Source organism: Nocardioides alcanivorans (genome assembly GCF_021555175.1).
Taxonomy (GTDB): domain Bacteria; phylum Actinomycetota; class Actinomycetes; order Propionibacteriales; family Nocardioidaceae; genus Nocardioides; species Nocardioides alcanivorans.
In genome coordinates this window covers 24,891-50,243 of sequence record NZ_JAKGRW010000040.1, presented here as the reverse complement: position 1 = coordinate 50,243, position 25,353 = coordinate 24,891, and the positions used below count along the sequence as shown (strand labels likewise).

The following is a 25,353-nucleotide window of genomic DNA, read 5'->3' as shown; positions in this document are numbered from 1 at the left end:
GGCGTGGTAACCGTCCACAAGGACCTCACAAGGAGTTGCTGAATGGGCGCCCTCCCAGCCCTGCCAACTTCGTCGTTGTCAGCGGGGGCGCCTTGACGTGCACAACTCTCGTATCCGGTCGTAACACCACGTCGCGCGTGTTGTTTCGACCACGAAACGTCTTCGGCCAGTGTGTTACGGCTGTGTGACGGCCAACGCACCAAGCGCACGGATCCGCACGCCGACGGCCCGAGCCCGGCAGCGGTCGGGTCCCGCGAGGACCGAGACTGTCATCTCGGCCGTGGCAGCAGCCTCAGCCCAGCAGTGCGTCGACGAACGCCTCGGCGTCGAAGGGCGCCAGGTCATCGGGGCCCTCGCCCAGGCCGACGAGCTTCACCGGGACCCCGAGTTCACGCTGCACGGCGACCACGATGCCGCCCTTGGCGGAGCCGTCGAGCTTGGTGAGCACGATGCCGGTGACGTCGACGACCTCGGAGAAGACCCGCGCCTGGATCATGCCGTTCTGGCCGGTGGTGGCGTCGAGCACCAGCAGCACCTCCGTGACCGGGGCCTGCTTCTCGATGACGCGCTTGACCTTGCCGAGCTCGTCCATCAGGCCGGCCTTGTTCTGCAGCCGGCCCGCGGTGTCGACGAGCACCACGTCGCGGGACTCGTCGACGCCCTGCTTGACCGCCTCGAAGGCGACCGATGCTGGGTCCGAGCCTTCAGGACCGCGGATCACGGGTACGCCGACCCGCTCGCCCCAGGTGGCCAGCTGCTCGACGGCCGCGGCGCGGAAGGTGTCGGCGGCACCGAGCACCACCTGCTTCTCCTCGGCGACGAGGATGCGCGAGATCTTGCCGACGGTCGTGGTCTTGCCAGCACCGTTGACGCCGACGACCAGCACCACGCCGGGCTTGCCGTCGGCACCCGAGACGCCCAGACGACGGTCCATGGTCGGGTCGACCAGGTTGACCAGCTCCTCACGCAGCACCGCGCGGGCATCGGGAGCGTTGCCGCCCTCGACCCGCATGCGGGTGCGGAGCTTCTCGACCAGTTCTTGGGTCGGGCCCACGCCGATGTCGGCAGTGATGAGCGTGTCCTCGATGTCTTCCCACGTGTCCTCGTCGAGACGGTCGCGCGAGAGCAGCGCGAGCAAGCCCTTGCCGAGCGCACCCTGGGAGCGCGAGAGCCGCTCACGCAACCGGACCAAGCGGCTCTTGGTGCCCTCGGGCCGGTCCAGCACCGGAGCCGCGGGCTCGGGCTCCGCGGCGGGGGCTTCCGTCTCGGGGACGACGACCGGTTCGGTCCCGGGCTCCTCGACCTCCGCCGGGGTGGTGGGGGCGGGAGCCGCGACGACATCGGTGCCGCGCTCCGGCGTACGCCGCTTGCCGCCGGTGAAGACGAAGCCGAGGGCGACGACGCCCACGACCACGATGCCGATGATCAGATAGAGCCAGTCCTGCAGGAAGTCCATGGCGCCAATCCAACCAGAGGGTGGGGGCGCGGCCTCAGGGCGGACCCGGGCTCAGCCGACGGGGCGCAGCAACGGGGACACGGCGGCCCGGATCACCTCGGGGATCGGTACGACCGGGCGGTCTCCCGCGCCGCGGGTGTTGTCGACGTAGACGTGCACGAATCGCCCCTCGGCGGCCGCCTCGTCCGAGTCCCCCTGGAACAGCCCGATCCGGTAGATGATCGAGGAGGTCCCGATCCTCTCCACCACCAGTCCCGAGTCGACGGGTCCGGGGAAGCCGATCTCCCGGAAGTAGCGGCACGAGGTCTCGGCGACGATCCCGATCTGACCCAGTTCCCGGATGTCGACACCAGTCGCCTCGTAGAGGTGCGCGTTGACCGCGGTGTCGAAGAACTCGTAGTAGGTGGCGTTGTTGAGGTGCCCGTAGGCATCGTCGTCACGCCAGCGCGTGGTGATGATCCGCCAGGAGACGTAGTCGGCGCGGGTGGGCAGCGGGGGCGTTCGCTCACGCCAGCACCCTAGCCGTCCGGGCGCCCCGACGCGGCCCTCACGACCTGACGTGCGGCACGACCATCGGCGTACCTGCCTGCGGGTCGTCGATCACCTCGACCCCGAGCCCGAAGACGCGCTCCACGAGGTCCCCGGTGAGTACGTCGCGGGGTGGGCCGTCGCCGCAGATCTCACCGTCGCGCATCACCACGAGCCGTGAGGCGAACCGGGCCGCCTGGTTGAGGTCGTGGAGCACCGCCACGACGGTGCGCCCCTCGGCGTTGAGGTCGGACACCAGTTCGAGCAGGTCGTACTGGTGGGCGATGTCGAGGAAGGTGGTCGGTTCGTCGAGCAGGATCACCTCGGTGTCCTGGGCGAGCACCATCGCCACCCACGCCCGCTGCCGCTGCCCGCCCGACAGCGAGGCCACCGGCGTGCGCACCAGCTCGGTGAGCCGAGTGCGTTCGAGTGCGGACTCGATCGCCAGGTCGTCGTCGGGTGACCACTGGCGCAGGATCGTGTGGTGGGGGTGCCGGCCGCGGGCGACCAGCTCCCCCACGGTGATCCCCTCGGGGGCGACCGCGCTCTGTGGCAGCAACGAGACCCGGCGAGCGATGGCACGACCACGCATCCGGGCCATCCGGTGCCCGTCGAGCTCGACGTGTCCCGCGGCCGGCCTGTTGACCCGGGCGAAGGTCTTGAGGAGCGTGGACTTGCCACAACCGTTCGGACCGACGACCACCACGAACTCTCCGCGATGGACGTCGAGGGAGAGACCGCGGATCACCGTCGCCCCGCCGTAGTCCACGCTGACGTCGTTGGCGGCGAGCAGCACGTCGCTCATGGCTTCTTCCTCCATTCCGCGACCAGCAGCATGCCCAGGTAGGCGCCGCCGATCGCCAGGGTCAGGATCCCGACGGGAAGACCTCGGAACATCTCGGTCTGTTGGGTGGCCAGGTCGGCCGTGGTCAGCAACAACGCACCCATCGCCCCTGAGAGGAGCAGCAGCGGCTGGGCGCTGCGGGCGAGTCTTCGCGTGATGTGGGGTGCCGTCAGCGCGATGAAGGCGATGGGGCCGGCCACGGCGACCGCTCCCCGGCGAGCACGACGCTGAGGACGACCGCGCAGCGTCGGGTGGTCGCGCCGTCGACGCCCAATGATGCCGCCACCTCGTCGCCCATCTCGGTCAGTCCGAGCGGCTTGGAGATCAGCAGGAGCGGCAGGGCGCAGCATGCGAGCACCAACCAGATGGTGTGGACGTGGTCCCAGCTGCGTGCGTTGAGACTCCCGTTGATGTAGGCCGTGAGCGCCAACGCCTGGTCGCGGTTGGCGACGTAGACGACGTACTGGGTGAAGGCCACGGCCAGCGCCGAGACCCCGATCCCGGCCAACACCATCTTCATCGGGTTGGCGAGACCACTGCCGGTGCTGACGGCCACCAGCCCCACCGCGATCGCTGCGCCGATCACCGCACCGAGGGGGATCGAGAACCCCGGAAGGTAGAGGCCCACGTAGGCCGCGCCGGCGCCCGCGCCCGCGCTCACCCCGATCACGTCGGGGCTGCCCAGCGGATTGCGGGTCACCGACTGGAAGAGCGCCCCGGAGACGCCGAGCGCGACTCCGGCACCGAGGGCCACCATCAGCCGCGGCCCGGTCAACAGGTCGTAGACCCGCAGGGCCATCGGGCTCGCGTCGCCGAAGAAGACGCCGGGCACCTCGGCCAGCGGAACCGCGAGCAGTCCCATCGTCAGGGTCGCGGTCGCGGCGACCGCGATCAGCACCCCCAGCACGACGCCGAGCAGCGCCGTACGCCGTCGCACCGGGAGCGCGACGAGCCGACCCACGCGCACCACGGGTTCCCGCGCAATGCGGTTCGCGACGCTCATGCCCGGTCCCCCAGCCGCCGTACGGCGAGCAGCAGCGCGGGCGCACCGACGAATGCCGTCATCACGCCGATCATCAACTCCTGCGGACGCCCGACGATGTCGGCGACCAGCACCACGCTTGGCCCGATGAGCAGGCAGCCGAGGATCTGCCTGCGCATGTCGAGACCGACCAGTGCCCGCACGATGTGGGGCACGGCGAGTCCGACGAAGGCAATGGGCCCGACGGCGGCGGTGGCGGCGGCACTCATGAGGGTGGCCGCACCCAGGGCACCGGCACGGGTCCACAACGTGTTGACGCCGAGCGCGGTGGCACTCTCCTGTCCGAGCGCGAGGGCGTTCAGGCCACTCGAGCAGGCCAGCGCCAGCAGCAGCCCCACCGCGATGAACGGAAGCACGAGCGTGAGTTGGTCCAGGCGCCCGTTGCCGAGCGAGCCGACCACCCAGTAGCGGTAGTTGTCGAAGTGCTGGGGCATCCTCAATGCGACCGCCTGCACGTAGGCCGTGAGGATCGCCGCCACCACGGCCCCCGCCAGCACCAGGCGTACGACGCTCGCCCCGGCACTGCCGGCCGTGCCGATCGTGTGCACCACCAGCACCGCAGCGGCAGCGCCGAGCAGCGCGATCCAGACGGAGGTCGTGGTGCCGGCGGAGACGCCGAACCAGGCACTCGCGGTGACCATGGCCGCAGCGGCGCCGGCGTTGACGCCGAAGAGTCCCGGGTCTGCCAACGGGTTCATGGTCACGCCCTGCATCAGCGCGCCGGCGACGGCCAGGGCGGCGCCCACGCCAACCGCCAGCAGAGTGCGCTCGATGCGGGAGTCGATCACCAGCTCGAGGTAGGGGTCCCCGTCACCGGTCAGCACGTCGACCAGGTCGCCGAAGGCGACCGACTTGTGGCCGAAGGCGAGGCTGGCCAGACACACGAGCAGCAGCACCAGGAACGCACCGCAGAAGACGCTGACGGCGCGTCCTCTCCCGGACGCACCCGAGCGCGGGGCGCCGAGAGTCCTCTCGGCGCCCCGCGCGTGCAGTGAATCGGTGCTCACTGCGCCGAGGTCACTTCGCAACCTTGGCGATGGCCTCGTCGATCATCGGCACGTAGCGCTCGAGCGCATAGGGCAGGGTGAGCGGGTTGATCATCGACGACGCGGTCACGAACGAGTTCTCGTCGCTGGCCACGACGGCGTCGTTCTGGATCGCCGGGATCTGGGCGTAGAGCTTGTTCGCGAGCGCCTGCTTCTTCTGCGCCTCGTCGGAGTAGAAGGTGAAGATCAGGTCGGAGTCGTCGAGCTGGTCGGCGTTCTCGTAGCCGATGATCGCGGAGTCGGTGCCTTCGACCTCTTCCATGTCGTCGACCGCCGGGTCGACCTGGAGACCGAGCGCCCGCACGACTGCCACCCGCTGCTCGTCGGGCAGGAAGACGCCGAGGGTGTCCGGCGTCGTGTAGACGTAGGAGAACGTGTAGTCGGCGTACTCCGGGTGTTCCTCCGCGGCGGCGGCGAGTTGGTCCTCGAGGTCATCGATCAGGGCGTCGGCCGCCTCGGACTGCCCCAGGGCCTTGCCGATGATCTCGATCTGCTCGTCCCAGTTCACGCTCCACGCCTTGTCCGGATAGGCGACGGTGGGAGCGATGGCGTTGAGCTGGTCGAACTGCTCCTGGGTGAGCCCGGACCACGGGGCCAGGATCACGTCGGGATCGAGGCTGAGGATCTTCTTGGTGTCGAGCTCCTCGCCGGAGCCGACCAGCTCGGGCAGTTCACCCCCGGCTTCGGTCACCGCGTCGTGGACCCACGGCAGGTAGCCGGTCTCCGGATCGGCACCCCACGCGTACTCCTCCATGCCGACCGGGATGTTGCCCAGCGCGATCGACGTCTCGGCGGATCCCTGCCCGAGGGTGATGACGCGCTTCGGCGCCTCGAGGATCTCCGCCTCGCCCAGAGCGCTGTCGATGGTGACCGGGAAGGCAGCAGCGTCGCCACCGGCGCGCTCCTGGTCGTCGTCCGTCCCGGAGCCGCAGGCGCCGAGGAGGAACGTGGTGGACAGGAGCAGCACGGCACCAGCCGTGCGGAGGCGTGACGACTTCATGGATCGCTTTCGGTCGGGAGGGATGCAGCAGCATGCGTACTGCTTAGGCATACCTAACCTAACGAACCGTTGGGAGAGGTTGCTACCGGCCCACCCAGGGGAGCCTCAGGCGTGTTCCGTCTCACGCAGACGTTGGCTGATCACGGTGGTCACGCCGTCACCCCGCATCGTCACGCCGTAGAGGGCGTCGCCGACCTCCATCGTCCGCTTCTGGTGGGTGATCACGAGCAGTTGCGAGTTCTCCCGCAGTTCCTCGTAGATCTCCAGCAGGCGTCCGAGATTGGTGTCGTCGAGCGCTGCCTCCACCTCGTCGAGGATGTAGAACGGCGAAGGGCGTGCCTTGAAGAGCGAGACCAGGAACGCCACGGCGACCAGCGAGCGTTCACCGCCGGAGAGCAACGACAGCCGCTTCACCTTCTTGCCGGCGGGTCGGGCCTCCACCTCGATCCCGGTGGTGAGCATGTCGGAGGGGTCGGTGAGCACCAACTTGCCCTCGCCGCCCGGGAAGAGTCGCTTGAAGACGTGGTCGAACGCCTCCCTGACGTCCTCCCATGCCTCGGTGAACACCTGCTCCACGCGGGCATCGACCTCCTTGACGATGTCGAGCAGGTCGCGACGGGTGGTCTTGAGGTCCTCCAGCTGCTCGGTGAGGAAGCGGTGTCGCTCCTCCATCGCTGAGAACTCCTCGAGCGCCAGCGGGTTGACCTTGCCGAGCATCGCCAACGCCCGCTCGGCCGCCTTGAGCCGCTTCTCCTGCTCCGCGCGCACGAACGGTACGCCGGCGGGCGGCTCCGGTGTCGCGTCGTCACCTTCCGGCAGCGGGATCAACTGGTCCGGTCCGTAGTCGCGCACCAGCCCGTCCGGGTCGAGTCCCAGCTCCTCGAGCGCCTTCTCCTCCAACTGCTCGATGCGCATGCGTTGCTGGGCGCGAGCGAGCTCGTCGCGGTGCACCGAGTTGACGAGCTCGTCGAGCTCCCGACTGAGGTCACGCATCCCGGCCCGCACCTGCATGAGCGCCTCCTCACGCCCGGCGCGGGACTCCTCCACCTCGCTGCGTTCCCGAGTCGCGAGGGCCAGCGAGTGCTCGAGTCGCTCAAGCACGAAGTCGACACCCCGGGTGACCGCGGTGGCAGCCCGCGCCTCACGAGCCATCCGCTCGCGGCGTTCGGCAGCCCTGGCCCGGGCCTCACGCGCCTGACGGGCAGCGCGACGCAGGCCGTCGGCACGCCCGTGCAGGGCACGGGCACGCTCCTCGGCGGTGCGCAACGCCAACCGGGCATCCATCTCACCCTGTCGCGACTCACGCGCGACGTCGAGCAGGCGTTCCCGCTCGCCGGTGTCCGGGTCCTCCTCAGGGGCGGACTCGGCGGTGGCGAGGCGAGCCTCGAGCTCGGCCAGACCGGCAAGGTCCGACTCCTGAGACTCCTGCGCCTTCACGATCGCGGCAGCCAGGCGCTCGGCCTCGCCGCGGGCAGCGCGGGCCTGCGAGCCGTACTGCCCGAGCTCCTCGGCCACGGCAGCCAACGCCGCATCGGACTCGTGGAGCTGGGCGAGCGCCACGTCGACGCGTTTCTGCGCCTCCAACCGCTCCCCTCGAGACGAGAGATCTCGAAGGTGAGCCGCTCGGCCCTCGTCGTCGCCTCGCCCAACGAGTCCGTCGCCTCGTCGAGCGCGGCCTGGATCTCGATGAGTGACTGACTGGCACTGGAGCCGCCGGAGACGAAGTGGGCACCGAAGAGGTCGCCGTCGCGGGTCACCGCGTCGACGTCTGCGTGCTGGTCGACCAGGACGCGGGCAGCAGCGAGGTCGTCGACCACGGCGACCTTGCGGAGCAGCCGGGTCAGGGCCGGACGCAGGTCGGTGGGGCAGTCGATGACGTCGACGGCATAGACGGCACCGGGCGACAGGGCCGGCCAGCTGCCGGAGCCGGTCTCCCTCGGCGCCGCCCACCAGCAGGCCCGCGCGACCGAGGTCGCCCTCCTTGAGGTGCCCGAGGGCGTCCATGGCGGCACCGCCACCCGAGACGGCCACCGCATCGGCGGCCTGGCCGAGCGCCCCAGCCACGGCGACCTCGTAACCGGCCTTCACCGTGAGCAGGGCAGCGACCGAACCGAGCAGGCCCGAGACGCTGTCGGTGGCGGCCAGCAGTGCGCCGGCGCCGTCCTTGCGGGTGAGACCCATCTCGAGGGCCTCCTTGCGCGCGGCGAGGCCGGTGCGCTCCTGATCGGCCGCGCGGGCCTGATCGCGGGTCTGGGCCAGCCGTTCCTCGATGTCGTCGAGTGCGTTGCTGGCGTCCTCGTGCTCCGCGTCAAGGCCCTCCTCGCCGGCGTCGAGTCCCGCCACCTGGGTCTCCAGGGCGGTGAAGTCCCGCTGCGCCCGATCAGCACGGGCCGCGGCCTCCTCGCGTGCAGCTCGGAGTCGACCGACCTCCTCGTCGGAAGCAGCAGCGCGTGACTTCAGCGCATTGACCTGCCCGTGGAGCCGAGCCAGGCCCTCGCGGCGGTCGGCGGCGGCACGCTGGAGACCGGCAACCCGCCGCTCCTCCTCGGAGGCCGCATCCTCTGCCGCCTTGCGGGCCGTAACCGCCGCGTTGAGCGCAACACGTTGCTGCTCGACCTCGGCCGAGATCTGCTGCTCCTGCACACCGACGCGTTCCGCTTCGGCGTCGAGCTGGTCAGGATCACGCCCGGAGTCCTCCTCGGGTGCCTGCGCCTGGGCGTTGCGCAGTCGTTCGGAGGCGAGCGACTGCGTGCCTCGGAGTCGCTCCCGCAACCCGGACAGCGAGAACCAGGTGTCCTGGGCCCGTGACAGCGCGGGCAGGCTCTCACGCAACGCCGCCTCGTGCGCGGCCTCCTGCTCCCGAGCGGCGGTCAGGTCAGCCTCCACCTTGCGGCGACGCTCCTGCAGCATCGTCTCGTCGGCAAGCTCCTGCTCGAGGTTGGTGCGGGCCCTGACGAGGTCGTCGGCCATCAGCCGGGCGCGGGCGTCGCGCACGTCGGCCTGCACGGTGGCTGCCCTGCGCGCCACTTCGGCCTGTCGTCCCAGCGGCTTGAGCTGCCTGCGGATCTCACTGAGGAGGTCGTTGAGCCGGTTGAGGTTGCCCTCGGTGGCGTCGAGCTTGCGGAGTGCCTTCTCCTTGCGCTTGCGGTGCTTGAGCACCCCGGCGGCTTCCTCGATGAAGCCGCGACGGTCCTCGGGGGTCGCTCGCAGGATGGAGTCGAGCTGTCCCTGACCGACGATGACGTGCATCTCGCGGCCGATACCGGAGTCACTCAGCAGTTCCTGCACGTCGAGCAACCGGCAGGAGTTGCCGTTGATGGCATATTCCGAGCCGCCGTTGCGGAACATGGTGCGGCTGATCGTGACCTCGGCGTACTCGATCGGCAGGGCGCCGTCGGAGTTGTCGATGGTGAGTGCGACTTCGGCGCGCCCCAGTGGCGGCCGCCCGGCGGTGCCGGCGAAGATGACGTCCTCCATCTTGCCGCCGCGCAACGACTTGGCGCCTTGCTCCCCCATCACCCAGGCCAGCGCGTCGACGACGTTGGACTTGCCGGAGCCGTTGGGACCGACGATGCAGGTGATGCCGGGCTCGAGCTGCAGGGTGGTCGAGGACGCGAAGGACTTGAACCCCTTCAGGGTCAGGCTCTTCAGATACAAGACGACTCCTCTCGACCGCCCCGAGCCTAGGGCATCGCGCCGCCGGGCCACGCCCCATTCGGGCCGACTCTCCGTTCGTCGTCGCCATGATCGAGTGACCTCGGCTCAACGCACCGCCCGCAGCACTCCGCCGCGACGTACCACCGCCACGTCGCCGTCCACGTCGGTGCGCAGCACGCTCACCCCCGCATCGGTCAGCGCCTCGAGTGTCTCGGGCGCGGGATGGCCGTAGTCGTTGTCGGCGCCCGCCGACACCAACGCAACCTTCGGCCCCAGCCCGGTGAGGAAGTCGAAGACCTGGTGGCGGCTCCCGTGATGGGGCACCTTGAGCACGTCCACCTGCAATCCCGCCAGCGACTGCGCGAGCAGTCGCTGGCCGGCCGGCTCGACGTCGCCGGTCATCAGGATCCGGACCCCGCGCACCTCGGCCAGCACCACGACGGAGGAGTCGTTGGGGCCGGTGATCGGAGCGCCGGGGACCGGGCCCACCGCCTGCAACGTGACGTCACCGATCTGCCTCGTCTCGGCGTACGTCGGCACCTCCGCCCGCGCGCCAGCGAGGGCGAGCACCCGATCGGCGGAGCTGGGCGGATCTGCTCGAGCACTCACCCAGACGGTGCCCACCTGTCGCCCCTGGAGGACGCCAGCGAGCCCATCCGCATGGTCCGCATCGAAGTGGGTGATCACCAGGAGCGGCACCCGTTCGATGCCCAGTCGATCGAGGCAGCGCTGCATCGCACGAGCATCGGGTCCGGCATCGAAGACCACCGCCTCACCGGGCCCGCTGCGCAGCGCCAGACCGTCGCCCTGGCCGACGTCGCAGGCGACGATCACCCAACCGTCGGGTGGCCATCCGGGGCGTGGCAACGGCACCAGCATCACCACCGTCAGCATGCATCCGGTGCCGAGGGCGACTCCCCGCCGGGCCAGCACCGGCCCGGCCATCAGGATCAGCAGGAGGCACACGGAGACGAGCACGGTCAGGGAGAGCGCGCCGGTGCCCCACGTGATCGCCGGGAGCGACGTGCGGGCGCAACGCTCCGCGATCCAGACGATCGCGGCCGCCGACCAACCCGCCCCGCGACCCAGCAGGTGCCCCAGCGGGTGGGGCCACCAGCACGGTCAGGCCACCGACGAGGCCGAGGATCGTCGCCGGCGCGACCCAGGGAGCGGCCAGCAGGTTGGCCAGCACCGCCACGAGGCTCACCTCCGCCGGAGATGCCCGCGACCACGGGCGTGCACGCGAGTTGCGCAGCCAGCGGCGTCCGTCACGGCCTCGCGCCACCCAACGCGGCGTCCAACGTTCCATCGCCGCCACCCAGGCGGGCGTGAGCAGCAGGATTCCGGCGGTGGCCAACACGCTGAGGCGAAGCCCACGGTCACTGCCAGCCACGGGTCCCACACGAGCAACACGAGCACCGCCAGGCCCAGCGCGCGGATCCCGCGATCGCGGCCAGTTGTGGGCGAGGCCGAGCAGTGCCGCCGTGCCCATCGCCGCGGCTCGCACCACCGAGGGTTCGGTGCGCGCCAGCAGGATGAAGCCGACGATGCCGAGCGCCGCCAACAGGTAGTGCCATCGACGCGCGCACCCGCACCACCGTCCGACCAGCACCAGCGCACCGACCACGAGCGCCAAGTTGGTGCCCGACACCGCCAACAGATGCGTCAAGCCGGTCGTGCGGAAGTCGGCCTTCACGCCGCTCCGGCGAGATCGGCATCGTCCCCGTCGGCGAGGGCTGGCACCAACGCGCTCTGTGGATGCCCGGCCGCCGGGACGGCCTCACTACCCTGCGCACCCTGCCCACCGCCGCCCACTTAAGGCCCCCGCCGAGACTCTTCTCGCGACCGCGCGCGTGAGCGGCACCGCGGTCGCGGCGAATCGGCGTCGTCTTCGGCGCCAGCCTGCAGCCTCGCCGTGGCGCACGCTGCCGGTCTCCACCTTCCGCCACGTTCCGTCGCCGAACACGAGGACCGGCGAGCGGACCGCCACTGGTTGCCGTCGAAGCCGATGCGCTGCACCCGGACCAGCACCCGCACTCGATGGCCCTCGCCGAAGCCGCCCGAGATCGCCCGGGGGTCGTCGACCACGCGCACCTCCACCTCGACCGCGGCGCGGGTTGCGCCAAGCGAGACACCGCCCTTCCCCGACCACCTGATGGCGAAATCGGCCCCCGCCGCGACCGCCAGGGCCACCAACACCCAGAGCCAGCACCATCCAGCGTCGCTGCGGCACCGCCCACCGGGCCAACGCCGCCGCAGCAGCCAGGAACCACGCCCGTGGCACCGCTGCCCACGACCCCGGTTGCAGGCCGACCAGTGCTCCAGCCAGGCGACCAGGCCACCACCGGAAGGCCGGAGGTCGCGCTCCGTCGCCCGATCGACGGCAGCTCCCATCAGAGGGTGACCAGTGGCGCGAGCTCGGCAAGGGTCTTCTCCCCGATGCCCTGGACGTCGAGCAGTTGGTCGACCGAAGCCGGAACCCACCGTTATGGCGTCACGCCGGTCTGGTGACCGCTTCTGCGCCGTCACGGGCCCCACGCCGGGCGGTTTCGTCGAGCTCGGCGACCGCCAGCCGTGTCATTGATGTGACCAGTGCGCCTGTCGGCCCGGCGCCCCGGAGCGGCCGATGGTGCAGCCGTTGCAGCGAACCCTTGCGGCTGTGGCTCCCCACCACGATCTGCTCGCCGTCGGCCAACACCCGCCTTAGGTTGAGGCCGGAAGGTCGGCGCCACCCGTTGGCCCCACCCGCAGCCTCGACGGCGTCGACGGCGCTGGGCCCCGGAGCCCCAGGACGGCGAGTCCCGGGTTGCGGACCTTCCCCGCCACGTCGACGATCACCTCGGTGGCCGAGGTCGGAGCCGGTGCTGCCGGTGCCTCGCCCGACGGCGTCACCAGCCCCGTCGGCGCGTATGCGGCTGGCAACGGCTCGCCCGCGTCATCGGCCAGCACCCACCAGCAGGTGATCCCGAGGCCGACTGCGTGCCAGCACGGCCACCAGCGCCACGTGGCCCGGCCCCAGGGCCACCCGCCCCGCAATCCGGAGACGTCCAGCCAAGGACCGCCCCGTCGAGCTGCGTGACGGCCAGGCTCGGGGCGGGCGGTGGCCCGAGTCCACGACCGGTTCCGGAACCGGCGGAACGGGCGAAGGCTCCGCTCCCAGCAGAGGCACCGAACGGATCCGGGTGTAGTCGTCCCACCCGTCGTCGTGAGGGTGAGCGGCCCGGGGCTCGACGCAGGTCCGTGGAGGCCCGGCCGGGTGTTGCCCGACAACTCCCCCGCTCAGTTGCTCAGCCGGCGGGCGAGGGCCTCGGCATGGGCGGAGCTGGCACGGGAACCGCATGCCAGCGACCGTAGGCATCGCCTGGCGCTGTCGGCGCTGGCGTACGGCCCGCTGTGGAGGAACGTCATCCACAAGAAGAGCAGCCGAGACCGGCGGGCTCAGTCGGAGCCGGTCTCCGGTTCCTCATCGAGGCCTTCCTCGGCCTCGACGTCCGCGAGGGCACGGCACCGTCAATGGCCGGCGTGACGCACACGGCGACCATCCCCGGGCCGACGTGCGCACCGAGCACTGCGCCGAGTTCCGCGAGTCGGACCGGAGCCACCAGCGCCACCCGTGCCGCGAGCTTGGTCGCCAACATCTCGGCCCGCTCGGGACTCGCGAGATGGGCCACGGTCACCTCGACGGCTGCTCTCCCGCCGCCTGCACGGCATGCCCTCGAGCCGGCCGAGCGCTCGACCGGCGGTGCCACCTTCTCGAACGACTCGATCCTCCCTCGTCGATCCGCAGCAGCGGCTTGACCGCGAGGGCCCCGCCGAAGAGTGCGGCCGCCGCGCCGACTCGCCCGCCGCGGCGCAGGTACTCGAGCGTGTCGACGTAGAACAGCGACGCCGAACCTGCCGCCCTCGCCGCGGCTGCAGCAGCGGCGTCCTGGGCCGCGTAGGCGCCGCCGGTGATCGCGACCGCTGCCGCGACTGCCGCATAACCCGTGGCCGGGCCGACCTGACGCAGAGTCGACCGGGTGCACCGGCACCACCGCGGTCCGCGAGGCAACCAGCGCCGACTCGAAGGTGCCGCTCATCTCACCGGACAGGTGGATCGAGATGATCTCGTCGTAACCCTGCTCGGCGATGCGCGCATAGATCTCCAGCATCCGCGCCGGTGAGGGACGCGAGGTGGAGACCGGCGTGAACTCCTTCAACGCCTTCGCCACCATCGCCGGGCTGGCGCCCTCGTCGACACCTTCGTCGTAGGCAGTCGCACCGATGATCACCTGCAACGGCACCACGAAGATCCCGTGTTCCTCGACGACCTCCGGCGGCAACGAAGCCGGCGAGTCGGTGACGATCGCGATCCGTGACATGCGCTGAGAATAGCGGGGGGACCCGTCAGTAGCCTCCCGGCGGTTCGACCATCTCCAACCGGACCCCCAACAGCCGGACCGGAGCCCGCCGCTCGATCCGCTCCAGCAGCGCGACCGCCTCGTTGCCGAGAACCTCTGGATCGTTGCTCGGCGCCGGCAGCTTGTGCACCCGGGTGAAGGTGAGGAACGGCTTCAACCGCACCTTGATGCCGACCCGTTCGGCCAGTCGCCCCTCGGCATCGATGTCGGTCACCACCCGCGCCGTGATCCGGCGCAACTCCGCCTCCACCTCTGTCCAGTCCTCGAGGTCGGCCTGGAACGTCTCCTCGCGGCCGTGCGCTCGGGGCACCCACGGCGTGGCGTCGACCCGCCGCGTGTCGAGGCCACGCCCCAGCTGCTGCAACCACGGCCCGGTGCCGGGGCCGAACTCGTCCGCGAGCACGTCGATGCCGGCCCCAGCCAAGTCGTCGACGGTCTCGATGCCCAGCCTCGCGAGGCGTTGGGAGATCTTCGTTCCGACTCCCCACAACGACCTGGTCGGGCGGTGTCCCATCTGCTCACCCCAGGTCGCATGGCCGATGGTGTGCACGCCGGGCTCGGGCTTGCCGAAGTCGGTCGCGATCTTGGCCTGCACCGGGTTGTTGCCGATCCCGACCGAGCAGCGCAACCCCGTCACCTCGAGCACGTCGGCCCGCACCTTCTGGGCAAGTCCCTGCGGATCGATCGGCGGATCGCCCTCGTGCCGCGCATCGTCCTCCGAACGAAGCGCGAGGAAGGCCTCGTCCCAGCCGAGCACCTGGACCACGGCGTCGCGCCCCTCCCAGCGCAACCCGCGCAACGTATCCATCACCTGTGCCGAGGCCGCTTCGTAGACCGGGAAGTCGACCGGCAGGAAGACAGCCTCCGGGCACCGCTTGAGCGCCGTACGCAACGGCATTCCCGACCGCACCCCGAAGGCGCGCGCCTCGTAGGACGCCGTCGAGACCACGCCCCGCTCCGTCGGGTCACCCCGCCCGCCGACCACGACCGGCAGCCCCGCCAGCTCAGGACGCCGCAGCACCTCGACCGCGGCCAGGAACTGGTCGAGGTCCACGTGCAGCACCCACCGGTCGCGAGACATCTCCGCCTGGTCCACTCCCCAGTCTGCCCCGCGAAATCGAGATAGTCCCTGACGTATTTGTCGCGATCCGTGCGGCGGACTACAAATACGTCAGGGACTATCGCGGAAAAGGCGCAGGCTCAGACGACGATGTTGACGAGCTTCGGGGCCTTCACGATCACCTTGCGCACCGTCTGTCCCTCGATGAGGCCGGCGATGACGGGCTCGGCCAGGGCAGCGGCCTCCAGGTCGGCCTCGGAGATGTCCGGGGCAACCTGCAGGCGCGCGCGCACCTTGCCCTTGACCTGAACGATCGCGGTGACGGAGTCCTCGACCAGCAGGGCCTCGTCGACGGTGGGCCACGGCACTGCGGCGATGCCGGGCTGGTGGCCGAGCTCCGCCCACATCTCCTCGGCCGTGTAGGGCCCCACCAGCGACAGCAGCTGTGCCACGGTCTCGGCAGCCTCACGCACCGCCGAGTCGGCGGGGCCACACCCGGAATCGATCGCCTTGCGGGTGGCGTTGACCAGCTCCATGGTGCGGGCGACGACCACGTTGAAACGATGGGTCTCGAGCAGTCGCTCGGCTTCGTGCACGATCTTGTGCGTCACCCGCCGCAACGTCTGGTCGCCGCCCACCGGCGACGTGCCGGGGGCAGAGGTGACGTCACCGCTGAGTCGCAGTGCGCGCTGCAGGAAGCGCAGCGAACCGGCCGGCGACACGTCGGCCCAGTCGATGTTGTCCTCCGGCGGGCTGGCGAAGACCAGGGTCAGCCGGACTGCGTCGACCCCGAACTCCGCAAGTTGGTCCCCCAGACTGACACCGTTGCCCAGCGACTTGCTCATCTTGCGGCCCTCGTTGAGGACCTTGCCCTGGCTCAGGTAGGCGGAGAACGGCTCGTCCCAGTCGATCAGTCCCATGTCGCGCAGGGCCTTGGTGAAGAAGCGCGAGTAGAGCAGGTGCAGTACCGCGTGCTCGTCGCCACCGACGTAGAGGTCGACGGGGCCCCAGGCGTTGGCCAGGGCGGTGTCGAACGCCTGGGTGTCGTCGTTCGGGGAGACATAGCGCAGGAAGTACCACGACGAGTCCACGAAGGTGTCCATCGTGTCGGTGTCGCGCTCGGCCGGGCCACCGCAGGTCGGGCAGGCGACCGACTTCCACTCGGTGGCCGCACCCAGCGGAGAGGTGCCACGCGGCTTCAGGTCGGCGCCCTTCAGTTCCGGCAGCAGCACCGGAAGCTGGTCATCGGGCACCGGCACTTCGCCGTCGACCGGGCAGTGGATGATCGGGATGGGCGCACCCCAGTAGCGCTGGCGCGACAGCAGCCAGTCCCGAAGCCTGAAGTTGACCGTCCCGGTGCCGCGGCTGATCTTCTCCAGGTGCGCGATCGTGGCCTGCTTCGCCTCCTCGACGCCCAGCCCGTTGATGTCGAGCTCGCAGGCAACGCCCGCGGCCGGCGAGTTGATCGCAGCACCCTCGCCCGCGTAGGCCTCGCCGTCCCAGTCGGCCGGCGGCTCGGTGGTGCGGATGATCGGCAGGTCGAAGGCGGTGGCGAACTCCCAGTCACGCTGGTCGCCGCCCGGCACGCCCATCACGGCGCCGGTGCCGTAGTCGGCCAGCACGTAGTCGGTTGCCCAGATCGGGAGCTGCGCGCCGGTCAGCGGGTTGGTGGCGTGCACGCCCAGGAAGACCCCGGTCTTCTCGCGGTCGGTGGCCAACCGGTCGATGTCGCTGGCCTTGCGGATCTCGTCGCGGTAGGACTCGAAGTCGGCGCGGTGCTCGGCCGTGACCAAGGTGTCGGCCAGCGGTGAGTCGACGGCGATCACCATGAAGGTGGTGCCGAAGAGCGTGTCGGGGCGGGTGGTGAAGACCGTCACCGGGTCGTTGCCCTCGACCTCGAAGGTGACGTGGGCACCCTCGGAGCGACCGATCCAGTTGCGCTGGGCGTTGACGACCTTGCTCGGCCACGTGAGGGCCAGGTCGTCCAGGGAGTCCAGCAGCTCCTGGGCGTAGGCGGTGGTGCGGAAGTACCACTGGGTCAGCTCCCGCTTGGTGACCTCGGCGCCGCAGCGCTCACAGGCGCCGTCGACGACCTGCTCGTTGGCCAGCACGGTCTGGTCGTTGGGGCACCAGTTGACCGGCGAGTTCTTCCGGTAGGCCAGCCCCTGCTCCCGCAGCTTCAGGAAGAGCCACTGGGTCCAGCGGTAGTACTCGGGATCGGAGGTGTTGAACCGGCGCTCCCAGTCGAAGCCGACGCCGTAGCGCTTGAACGACTCCAGCTGCGTGGCGATGTTGCCGTAGGTGTAGGTCGCCGGGTGCTCGTCGTTCTTGATGGCCGCGTTCTCCGCGGGCAGTCCGAAGGAGTCCCAACCCATCGGGTTGAGCACCTCGTAGCCCTTCATCCGCCAGTAGCGCGCCGCCACGTCGTGCAGTGCCATCACCTCGGCGTGACCCATGTGCAGGTCGCCGGAAGGGTAGGGGAACATCGTCAGGGCATAACGCTTCTCGCGCTCCCCCGACAGCACCACCGCGTCGTCGGCACGGAAGAGGTCGAGCTCGTCCCAGACCGCGCGCCACTTCTCCTGCACGGCCTCGACGTCGTACGCCGGACCCTCGGTGGTCTCCCGGTTGGCGTCCTGCTCGCTCATCTCACTCCTCTGCTGGTCCTTCTGCCTGCCACCATCTGGCACAAAAAAGCCCTCCGGACAGGAGGGCGGCCACGCTGGTTCGTCTGTCAGCGCGGCTGGGCAAGAAGGAGGATGCGGTGCACGGTCTCGATGATACTCCTCCTCGGGCCATTAGGGTGACCCGCATGACTCTCAGTGAACTCTTCCGCCTGGACGGCAAGGTGGCCGTCGTGACCGGTGCGTCGAGCGGCCTCGGTGTCGCCTTCGCCGATGCCCTGGCCGAGGCCGGCGCCGACGTGGCGCTGGGCGCTCGCCGGGTCGAGAGGCTGGCCGACACCGCAGCCCTGGTCGATGGTCACGGCCGCCGTGCCCTGTCGGTGTCCACCGACGTCGCCGACCCGAGCGCCTGCCAGGCGCTCGTCGACGCAGCAATGGCCGAGTTCGGGCGGGTCGACATCCTGGTCAACAACGCCGGGTTGGGCACCGCCGTCCCCGCCACCAAGGAGACGCCGGAGGAGTTCCGTCGAGTCATCGACATCAACCTCAACGGCTGCTACTGGATGGCACAGGCGTGCGGTCGGGTCATGCAGCCGGGCTCGTCGATCATCAACATCTCCTCGGTGCTGGGCCTCACCACGGCCGGCCTCCCCAGGCCGCCTACTCCGCCTCCAAGGCAGCGCTCATCGGACTCACCCGCGACCTGGCCCAGCAGTGGACGGGTCGCAAGGGCATTCGGGTCAACGCCATCGCCCCGGGCTTCTTCGCCTCGGAGATGACCGACACCTACCCCGAGGGCTACCTCGACCAGATGGCGGTCCGGATCCCCGCTGGTCGCAAGGGAGACAGCAGGGAGTTGGCCGCTGCGGTGGTCTTCCTCGCCTCCGACGCCGCCGGTTACATCACCGGACAGACGCTGCCTGTCGACGGCGGGCTGACGATCACCTGAGGTTCAGTCGGTCCTGCTGGGACGCGCAACGATCACCGGACCGACCGCATGGGCCACCACCTGTTCGGCAACCGAACCAAGCACGAGTCCGGCGAAGCCACCCTTGCCTCGGGCGCCGACCACGACGACGTCGGCGGTCTCGGACGCCTTGATCAGCGACTGGGCCGACGGGCTGTAGACGACGTTGACCTCCACCGGCACCTCGGGTGAATCACCCAGGAGCTCGGCGATGCGGGCCTGCTCAGCGTTGAGGGTGGCTTCCTCGAGCTCGAGCAGCGACGGGGTCACGTTGATCGGAAGACCGTCCGGACGCACCGCGCTGGTGATCGACCACGCCCGGACGACGTGCAACGTGGTGCCGCGGCGAGCAGCCTCCTCGACGGCGAACCGGACGGCCGCGGCCGCACCGACCGAACCGTCGTCCCCGACGACGACGCCACCCTCAGGGCGGATCTCTCGAACTGTCTGATCACTCTGGCCGGCCATGCGCCCATTCTGCCGTACCCACGGTGATGCCGTGCCGAGTCCGGCCCACGACCCCCTCCTCTGTTTCAATCTGAGCCATGGCCCTCCCCGTTCTCACCGTCGTCATCGCCTCCACCCGCCCCGGCCGCGCCGGCCTCCCGATCGGGACCTGGTTCGCCGATCTCGTGAAGGAGCGGGAGGACTACGAGTTGCAGCTGGTCGACCTGGCCGAGCTCGACCTGCCCTTCCTGGCCGAGCCGCACCACCCGCGCCTGCGGCAGTACACGCTGGACTCGACCTGGGCGTGGAGCAAGCAGGTGCTGGCCGGCGACGCGGTCGTCGTCGTGACGCCGGAGTACAACTACGGCTACCCGGCCACCGTGAAGAACGCCATCGACACCCTCAGCCAGGAGTGGGCACACCTGCCCGTCGGCTTCGTGTCGTACGGCGGCATCGCGGCCGGCACTCGCGCCGTGCAACAGCTCAAGCAGGTCGTGACGACGCTGAAGATGGTGCCAGTCTTCGGATCGGTCAACATCGCCTTCCACGCCCAACACATCGCCGAGGGGGTCTTCACCTCCCCGAAGGCACGGCCGAGGCTGCCGGCGCGATGCTGGACGAGATGTCGGCGCTGACGGGTGCCCTCGCCGACCTGCGGGCCGACGTACGCAGGCGACTGGAGAGTTGAGCACCGCCAACGCCTTGGGCGGCGAGATCGACGTCGCTGCCCTCCACCAGCGCACGCTGAGGACCGTCGTCGCCTCCCAGATGCTGGGCGGCGCCGGTCTCGCCGCCGGCATCACCGTCGGCGCGCTGATCGCCGAGGACATGCTGGGCAGCGACAGCGTCGCTGGCCTTCCCGCTGGCTTGTTCACGCTGGGATCCGCCTTGGCCGCATTCCTCGTCGGGCGCTGGTCGCAGGTCGCCGGACGCCGCTGGGGTCTCGCGGGTGGCTTCGCCGCAGGCGCCCTCGGTGCTGTCGGCATCGTGGTCGCGACTGTCCTCGACAACCCGGTGCTGTTCTTCGTCGCTCTCTTCGTCTACGGGGCCGGGAGTGCGACCAACCTGCAGGCGAGGTACGCCGGCACGGACCTCGCGCCGAGCGAGCGACGGGCGACCGCGGCGTCCGTCGCGATGCTCGCGACCACCTTGGGCGCGGTCGCCGGCCCCAACCTCGTGGAACCGTTGGGCGACCTGGCCGATGCACTGGGGATCCCGACGCTGAGTGGACCGTTCCTGCTCGCGGCTGTCGCCTATGCGGCTGCCGCGCTCGTGCTCCTCTGCTTCCTGCGACCCGATCCCCTGCTGACGGCACGAGCCCTGGCAGCAGCCGCTGCCGAGACGACCCCGCGACCGGACCCGGACACCGACCGGGTCGCCGAGGCGCCGGGCTGGACGCCCGGGATCGTCCTCGGCGCGACGGTGATGGTGCTGACGCAGTTCGCCATGGTCGCGATCATGACGATGACCCCAGTGCACATGCGCGACCACCACCACGCCATGAGCCACATCGGGCTGGTGATCGGCCTGCACATCGCCGCGATGTATCTGCCGTCACTGATCACCGGACGACTCGTCGACCGCGTCGGGCGCATCCCCATGGCGGTCGCAGCGGCGGTGACGTTGCTGCTGGCTGGCCTGGTCGGTGCGTTCGCCCCCGGTGACTCGATGCCGCTGCTGACGCTCTCCCTCGTGCTTCTCGGCCTCGGCTGGAACTTCGGTCTGATCGCCGGCACGGCGCTGCTCATCGATGCGACTCCCTGTCGACCCGTGCCAGCACGCAGGGCAGCGTCGACGTCCTGATCGCGCTCGCCGGCGCGGCCGGTGCAGCGCTGTCGGGGGTCATCATGGGCCTCACCAGCTTCGCCGCACTCGCGCTGATCGGTGGGCTCGTCTCGTTGGCGTTCGCTCCGGTGGCGCTCTGGTGCTCCGCGCGCCGCGGCTGAGCCGCGCGTCGCGTCGCTTCAGTCCCGGGGCCCTCCCAGGGCCAGCCGGTCTCGACGAAGGCCGCGCGGACCGGGCCGATCCCGCCCTCGACCTCGTCGGCGAAGAGCTCGCGTCCCTGTGTCGACTCGATGACGGTCTTGGCACCGCGCCGGTGGATCGAGTCCACCTTCTCCCGCGGAATCACGCGTTCGACCCGTCCGTGCCGCTGCACCTGGATCTCGGTGCTGCTGACCTGCAGCACCGGCGAGGCCGCGATGACCCAGCCGGCGAAGCCGAGCCCGACCAGGGCCACCAGCGCCGGCCGTCCCCAGACCAGCCAGGCCTGGTCGAAGGAGCCGAGGAGTTCGAGTGGCCCGCTGAACGGAGCCCACGGGAGATCGCTCGCCCACCTCGCGAGCAGGGGCACGACGGCGCCGAGCACGGCTCCCACCGCGGCGAAGAGTCCACACACCAGCACCCGACCAGGGCCGTCGAAACCCCCGACGGTCCGCTGCTCGGAGTCGTCGGAGGCCGTCCGCTCGCTCTCAGACATGGTCGTGACTCCTCAGAGTGTGAAACGCATCCGTGGCAGCACCCGATCGGGGATCGAACCGCTGGGCGACACCCCCACCTTCGTGGCGCCGTACCGCTCGTAGAAGCCTTGGGCTCCCGGATCGGCATCGAGGACGAGGGTACGCAGGCCCCGCGAGCGGGCCTCGCGCAGGACGGCCTGCATGAGTACGCCGCCCACCGCCTTCCCGATCCATGGCGGGTCGACGAACAGCATGGCCAGTTCGCCTTCGTCACCACGTCGTTCGGTGGCCAGGAGGGCGAAACCGCAGACCTGGCCGCCGACCTCTGCCACCGTGACCCGGGGCAGCAGTCGCTCGCTGACAGTGAGCTCGTCGCGGCAGGCCACGAGGAACTCCTCCGGATAGGCCCAGTGCCCCTTGGACCGGAGCGCCAGCTCGGTGAGGAGCGCAGCCTCGTCCGCACGCGCCGCGCGCAGGGTGATGTCGGAGGGCATCAGGGAGCCCCGTGGTAGGACGCAAGGAGCTCCAACTCCTCGGCGTCGGTGAGACCGGCGCCGTGCCAGCCCGTCGGGGTGCGTGACTCCTCCCAGGCCAAGGTGTCGGCGAGGGTCTCGCGCAGCGGCCGTGGCTGGAGCCCGGACCTGAGGATCTTCGCGCCGCTGCGACCGGCGAAGGCCCGCCAGTCGGGGTCGCGGAGCCACAAGGGCAACGACGTCGGTCCCGACCACTCCTCGACTCCCTGCTGGGCGAGCCACCCATCGCTGGCAGCGACGAGCGGACCTACGTGGCCGGCCACCTCCCGCGCGGTCTCGAGGTGCTCGGCCAGTGTTACGCGGTTGGCGATCGCATCGAAGGTCCCCGAGAGCTCGTCACCGGTGACGGCCGCCACGAGCCACGCCGCGAGGTCGCGTACGTCGATCAGCGACGTCGGCAGGTCGGCTGCCGGCACGAGCACCTCGGCTGCAGGGTTGGACGGGTGCGCGAACCTGCGCGGCCAGTAGCCCGATCGTCCGCTCTCGTCGCCCGGCCCGCCGATGAGTCCCGAACGAGCCACGACGGCCCGCTCCCCCAGTCCAGCAAGCACCGCCTGCTCGCACGCGACCTTCGCAGCGCCGTACTCCTCCATGGAGGCCATGACGTCGCCGACGAGGGGATCGAGCAGCGGGGCGGCCTCGTCGGCATCGAGCGTGCTGTGATCGGCATAGACGTTGCCGGTCGAGACGAAGGCCCACCGTTCGGTGGATCCGGACAGCGCGGCAACTGCGCTGCGCACGTGCCCGGGGTGGCGGGCGACGTCGATGACGGCCTGCCAACGCTCGACCGCGACGGAGGCGTATGCGCCGGGATCGGCACGGTCGGCCCGCACGAAGCGGACACCTTCGGCGAGACCGCCGGTCTCACCTCGGGCCAGGCAGGTGACGTGGTTGCCGGCCGCAACGGCCGTTCGGGCGATGGTGCGACCCAGCCACCCGGTGCCGCCGAGAACGAGAATGCGCATCCTGCAAGTCCAGCGGTTCGCGCAGGATGGAGCAAGGACGTTCGCGCTCGGCGTAGGTCGGCGCACGCTGGGAGAGCCGGCGCCGTTGAAGGAGGACCGACACATGACCCCCGATCAGCAGCCAACGTGCAGCGCCCCTCCTCCGACGCGGCGAAGATCGCAGCGGAAGCAGCAGTGTCCTCGCCATGTTGGTCTCCGGCGTCACCGGGCTCATCTACATCGTGCTGTCCGTGATGTTCGTGTCCACCGCGGTGGGAAGGCTGCGCGGCAAGGGCGCACGCATCCACATCTACGAAGGCGGCGCGATCGCCGAGAGACAGGGGTCGGGTACTCCTGGGCGAACGCCAACGTTCGCTACGTGTGCTGGCAGGAGCCGTGGGAGTCGCAGCTGCGGGATCGCCCACAACTGTGGATCACGTTCGACGACGGCGACCGGCTCTGCCTCGACGGGCTGGACCCGGTGGACAGGGCCGAGCTTCCCGCGATCGCCCGCGCGCTCGGAGGTACTGGCGAGATCGAGCGGATCGGCCAGCTCCGGACGGCGGACGCACCCCAACCCTTCTGAGGCGAGGCCTTGCGGTCAGTCACTTCTCAGCCCACCGGCGCTCCGGCCGGGTCGAGGCCGACCCGGCGGCACCGGTCCAGATGGGCTGGGCGGCGGTCGAGGCGGGCGTCGAGGATGGCAGTCGCGCCAGCCGCGTCGCCGGCGCTGACCTGGCAGAACAGCAGCGCCTCCTCGACGATCTCGCGCTGCGCGGCGGAGCCTCCCACGCGGGCGAGGTCGGGCAGCACCTCGTCGAGGAGGCGTGCCGCGCTGGCCCATTCCTTCCGAATCATGAACGCGAATGCCTCACACACCGGCGCCACGACGGCACGCCAGACGGTCTCCTCGGCGCGTAGACAGGTGCTTCGCCAAGCGCCGCAGGTCGTCGGCACGGTCAGCAGCGGCGAGCGCGACAGCGGCGTGAAGGGCCACGAACGGCGTCTGCGGGCGGGTCAGCAGGGCCGGGTCCAGCGCGCCGATCACCGACGCCACCGGGGCCGGCGGCGCCTCGCCGGCGAAGACCGGCGTCGCGCCCACGGTCGCGGCGGCGACATCCCAGTCGGTGACGCTCAGCCGCCAGCGCCACAGGATCGAGGCGGAGTCGATCAGGGAACGGACGCCGGTGACCGCGGGCGGTGCCAGTTGTGAGTAGTAGCGCTGCCGCACGGCCTCGGTGTCCCCGAGAGCGAGCTCGTGCAGGGCCGCGTGCCAGGAGAAGTGCGCCCGGTGACTGGCAGCTCGACCTGCTCTCGATGACCCAGTGGTCCAGCCAGGTCCGACCGAGCTCGTGCTGTCCGGTCTCGTAGAGGCACGTGGGTCTGAGCGTGGACGGCATGACCGGAGGACAGTTCGCACGAGCGCACTCTCCGCGAGCAGCCCGGCCTCCTCGAAGCGTCCTTGGTCCTGCCGCGCGAACGCCAGGAGCGAGATGTACCACCAGTGGTCGCCGTACGCCGGGGCCAGGCCCTCGACCAGGTCCCAGGCTTCCCGCTGCACATCGGTGACGCCCGGAGAACGCAATCTGTCGGCACTGCCGCCGAGACCGCGAGCACGTCGCGAGGGTAGGTCGCGATGTGCGGCATGAGTGCCTGCGCACCGGTGTCCCGGACGTCGTGCACGCGTCGTCGTACGACCTCCACCAGGCTCGCCTCGCGGGCGTCCCCGCGACGACTGATCGCCTCGGCGGCTGCCTCGAGGCTGGCCGTCACGTCGCAGGAGGCCCCGGCCTCGTGACCGGGCATGGCGAGCGCAGCGGTGGGCGACCGCGAAGTCCGGGTCGAGGTGGCGGCCTCGCGCGATCAACTCCTCACCGCCCGACTGCAACCGCATCACCCGTTCCAGTCCGGCATTGAACGCGTTCGCCGCCTCTGCGGTGGTCGACAGCGGCATGCCGAGGGGTCCCGCGGTCGGGCGATCGGGTGGTGACCACCGACCAGGCGACCGTCCTCCGGCCGGCGTGGCAGCGGCGCGGACCGCGTCGAGCACCGCGGTCGCGGCGGCACGGGCCTGGATCCGGATCTCCGGCACGGCCGTGGACTCGAAGAGCTCACCGCGCCGCAGCGCACCGAGCACCCAGATGGGCGCGGCGGCCCCTTCGGGCCGGACCAGTCGGCCGGCGTCCGTGAGAAAGCCCATGCCCTCGGTGGCCGGCGTCGCGAGGAACCGCCCGCACGGGGCCGGAGCAGGTCGTCGAGCAGCGGGTTTCCCAGCTCGCGGACGTCGAGCCCGGGTCCGGTGCAGTTGACCACCCAGCCGACCTCGCGGCTGGTGCCGTCGGAGAG

At 70.5% G+C, this 25,353-nt stretch carries 25 protein-coding genes and 1 pseudogene; 6 read left to right on the top strand and 20 right to left on the bottom strand.

From position 1 onward, the window contains the following. Nucleotides 1-292 precede the first annotated feature (292 nt). From ftsY to L1066_RS28845, 11 genes and pseudogenes are all read right to left on the bottom strand, one after another. A complete protein-coding gene (gene ftsY, locus L1066_RS17905; protein WP_235737580.1) occupies nt 293-1,456 on the bottom strand; it encodes a signal recognition particle-docking protein FtsY in 1,164 nt (387 codons plus the stop codon). A gap of 51 nt (nt 1,457-1,507) precedes the next feature. Next, nucleotides 1,508-1,912: an acyl-CoA thioesterase gene (locus L1066_RS17900; RefSeq protein WP_312008196.1), complete on the bottom strand. Its 405-nt coding sequence runs from the start codon at nt 1,910-1,912 to the stop codon at nt 1,508-1,510. A 91-nt stretch (nt 1,913-2,003) separates the two neighbouring features. Continuing rightward, nucleotides 2,004-2,789: an ABC transporter ATP-binding protein gene (locus tag L1066_RS17895; protein ID WP_235737579.1), complete on the bottom strand. Its 786-nt coding sequence runs from the start codon at nt 2,787-2,789 to the stop codon at nt 2,004-2,006. Then, the gene (locus L1066_RS27000) at nt 2,786-3,028 is read right to left on the bottom strand and encodes an iron chelate uptake ABC transporter family permease subunit (protein ID WP_312008173.1); all 243 of its coding nucleotides are present in this window, start codon (nt 3,026-3,028) and stop codon (nt 2,786-2,788) included. Before L1066_RS27000 ends, L1066_RS17895 begins: the two co-directional genes overlap by 4 nt. Further along, a complete protein-coding gene (locus tag L1066_RS17890; protein WP_283095492.1) occupies nt 2,998-3,831 on the bottom strand; it encodes a FecCD family ABC transporter permease in 834 nt (277 codons plus the stop codon). The genes L1066_RS27000 and L1066_RS17890 overlap by 31 nt, the downstream gene beginning before the upstream one ends. Then, nucleotides 3,828-4,877 carry a FecCD family ABC transporter permease gene (locus tag L1066_RS17885; RefSeq protein ID WP_235737578.1) on the bottom strand — a complete coding sequence of 350 codons (1,050 nt, stop codon included), beginning with the start codon at nt 4,875-4,877 and terminating at the stop codon, nt 3,828-3,830. The genes L1066_RS17890 and L1066_RS17885 overlap by 4 nt, the downstream gene beginning before the upstream one ends. 10 nt (nt 4,878-4,887) lie before the next feature. Further along, nucleotides 4,888-5,916: an iron-siderophore ABC transporter substrate-binding protein gene (locus tag L1066_RS17880; protein ID WP_235737577.1), complete on the bottom strand. Its 1,029-nt coding sequence runs from the start codon at nt 5,914-5,916 to the stop codon at nt 4,888-4,890. 105 nt (nt 5,917-6,021) lie between these two features. Beyond that, a complete protein-coding gene (locus tag L1066_RS17875) occupies nt 6,022-9,573 on the bottom strand; it encodes a chromosome segregation SMC family protein (RefSeq protein ID WP_235737576.1) in 3,552 nt (1,183 codons plus the stop codon). Nucleotides 9,574-9,678: 105 nt separating this feature from the next. Continuing rightward, nucleotides 9,679-10,407: a ComEC/Rec2 family competence protein gene (locus L1066_RS17870; protein WP_235737575.1), complete on the bottom strand. Its 729-nt coding sequence runs from the start codon at nt 10,405-10,407 to the stop codon at nt 9,679-9,681. Continuing rightward, a complete protein-coding gene (locus L1066_RS17865; protein ID WP_235737574.1) occupies nt 10,346-11,269 on the bottom strand; it encodes a ComEC/Rec2 family competence protein in 924 nt (307 codons plus the stop codon). Before L1066_RS17865 ends, L1066_RS17870 begins: the two co-directional genes overlap by 62 nt. Before the next feature lie 697 nt (nt 11,270-11,966). Then, nucleotides 11,967-12,053 (bottom strand): annotated as a pseudogene (locus L1066_RS28845) (hypothetical protein); the annotation flags it as partial. Between the two features lie 326 nt (nt 12,054-12,379). On the opposite strand from L1066_RS28845, the gene L1066_RS17860 reads away from it, so the two are divergent. Beyond that, a complete protein-coding gene (locus L1066_RS17860) occupies nt 12,380-12,652 on the top strand; it encodes a hypothetical protein (protein ID WP_235737573.1) in 273 nt (90 codons plus the stop codon). Nucleotides 12,653-12,977: 325 nt separating this feature from the next. Here L1066_RS17860 and L1066_RS29195 read toward each other — a convergent pair whose 3' ends face one another. From L1066_RS29195 to leuS, 3 genes are all read right to left on the bottom strand, one after another. Next, nucleotides 12,978-13,934, bottom strand: a complete 957-nt coding sequence (locus tag L1066_RS29195) for a DegV family protein (RefSeq protein ID WP_235737572.1) — start codon at nt 13,932-13,934, stop codon at nt 12,978-12,980. A gap of 25 nt (nt 13,935-13,959) precedes the next feature. Beyond that, nucleotides 13,960-15,054 carry a DNA polymerase IV gene (locus L1066_RS17850; RefSeq protein WP_235737571.1) on the bottom strand — a complete coding sequence of 365 codons (1,095 nt, stop codon included), beginning with the start codon at nt 15,052-15,054 and terminating at the stop codon, nt 13,960-13,962. A 119-nt stretch (nt 15,055-15,173) separates the two neighbouring features. Further along, nucleotides 15,174-17,681 carry a leucine--tRNA ligase gene (gene leuS, locus L1066_RS17845; RefSeq protein WP_235737570.1) on the bottom strand — a complete coding sequence of 836 codons (2,508 nt, stop codon included), beginning with the start codon at nt 17,679-17,681 and terminating at the stop codon, nt 15,174-15,176. A gap of 164 nt (nt 17,682-17,845) precedes the next feature. Between leuS and L1066_RS26980 the strand changes: the two genes are divergently transcribed. Together L1066_RS26980 and L1066_RS26975 are read left to right on the top strand one after the other, a co-directional pair. Then, nucleotides 17,846-18,436: an SDR family NAD(P)-dependent oxidoreductase gene (locus tag L1066_RS26980; protein WP_312008167.1), complete on the top strand. Its 591-nt coding sequence runs from the start codon at nt 17,846-17,848 to the stop codon at nt 18,434-18,436. Then, nucleotides 18,343-18,606, top strand: coding sequence for an SDR family oxidoreductase (locus L1066_RS26975; RefSeq protein WP_312008190.1), 264 nt, complete (start codon nt 18,343-18,345; stop codon nt 18,604-18,606). The genes L1066_RS26980 and L1066_RS26975 overlap by 94 nt, the downstream gene beginning before the upstream one ends. A 3-nt stretch (nt 18,607-18,609) precedes the next feature. Here the strand turns inward: L1066_RS26975 and L1066_RS17835 are convergent, their stop codons facing one another. After that, entirely contained in the window at nt 18,610-19,092 is a 483-nt protein-coding gene (locus L1066_RS17835) for a universal stress protein (RefSeq protein WP_235737569.1), read from the bottom strand. 77 nt (nt 19,093-19,169) lie between these two features. On the opposite strand from L1066_RS17835, the gene L1066_RS17830 reads away from it, so the two are divergent. Both L1066_RS17830 and L1066_RS17825 read left to right on the top strand, forming a co-directional pair. Next, a complete protein-coding gene (locus tag L1066_RS17830; protein WP_235737568.1) occupies nt 19,170-19,706 on the top strand; it encodes an NADPH-dependent FMN reductase in 537 nt (178 codons plus the stop codon). A gap of 49 nt (nt 19,707-19,755) precedes the next feature. Further along, the gene (locus L1066_RS17825) at nt 19,756-20,874 is read left to right on the top strand and encodes an MFS transporter (protein WP_235737567.1); all 1,119 of its coding nucleotides are present in this window, start codon (nt 19,756-19,758) and stop codon (nt 20,872-20,874) included. Here the strand turns inward: L1066_RS17825 and L1066_RS17820 are convergent. From L1066_RS17820 to L1066_RS17810, 3 genes are read right to left on the bottom strand one after another with little or no spacing between them, the layout of a single operon-like run. Continuing rightward, nucleotides 20,816-21,550, bottom strand: coding sequence for a YqeB family protein (locus L1066_RS17820; RefSeq protein ID WP_235737566.1), 735 nt, complete (start codon nt 21,548-21,550; stop codon nt 20,816-20,818). The two genes, L1066_RS17825 and L1066_RS17820, sit on opposite strands and share 59 nt — an antisense overlap. A 12-nt stretch (nt 21,551-21,562) precedes the next feature. Continuing rightward, nucleotides 21,563-22,024, bottom strand: coding sequence for a GNAT family N-acetyltransferase (locus tag L1066_RS17815; RefSeq protein WP_235737565.1), 462 nt, complete (start codon nt 22,022-22,024; stop codon nt 21,563-21,565). Continuing rightward, nucleotides 22,024-23,028 carry an NAD-dependent epimerase/dehydratase family protein gene (locus L1066_RS17810; RefSeq protein WP_235737564.1) on the bottom strand — a complete coding sequence of 335 codons (1,005 nt, stop codon included), beginning with the start codon at nt 23,026-23,028 and terminating at the stop codon, nt 22,024-22,026. The genes L1066_RS17815 and L1066_RS17810 overlap by 1 nt, the downstream gene beginning before the upstream one ends. A 358-nt stretch (nt 23,029-23,386) precedes the next feature. Here L1066_RS17810 and L1066_RS17805 point away from each other — a divergent pair, with 358 nt between their 5' ends. Then, nucleotides 23,387-23,593 carry a hypothetical protein gene (locus L1066_RS17805; protein WP_235737563.1) on the top strand — a complete coding sequence of 69 codons (207 nt, stop codon included), beginning with the start codon at nt 23,387-23,389 and terminating at the stop codon, nt 23,591-23,593. Nucleotides 23,594-23,619: 26 nt separating this feature from the next. Here the strand turns inward: L1066_RS17805 and L1066_RS17800 are convergent, their stop codons facing one another. After that, on the bottom strand, nt 23,620-23,865 hold the full coding sequence (locus L1066_RS17800) for a hypothetical protein (RefSeq protein WP_235737562.1): 246 nt from the start codon (nt 23,863-23,865) through the stop codon (nt 23,620-23,622). A gap of 13 nt (nt 23,866-23,878) precedes the next feature. After that, nucleotides 23,879-25,207, bottom strand: coding sequence for a tetratricopeptide repeat protein (locus L1066_RS17795; protein ID WP_235737561.1), 1,329 nt, complete (start codon nt 25,205-25,207; stop codon nt 23,879-23,881). Nucleotides 25,208-25,353 lie beyond the last annotated feature (146 nt).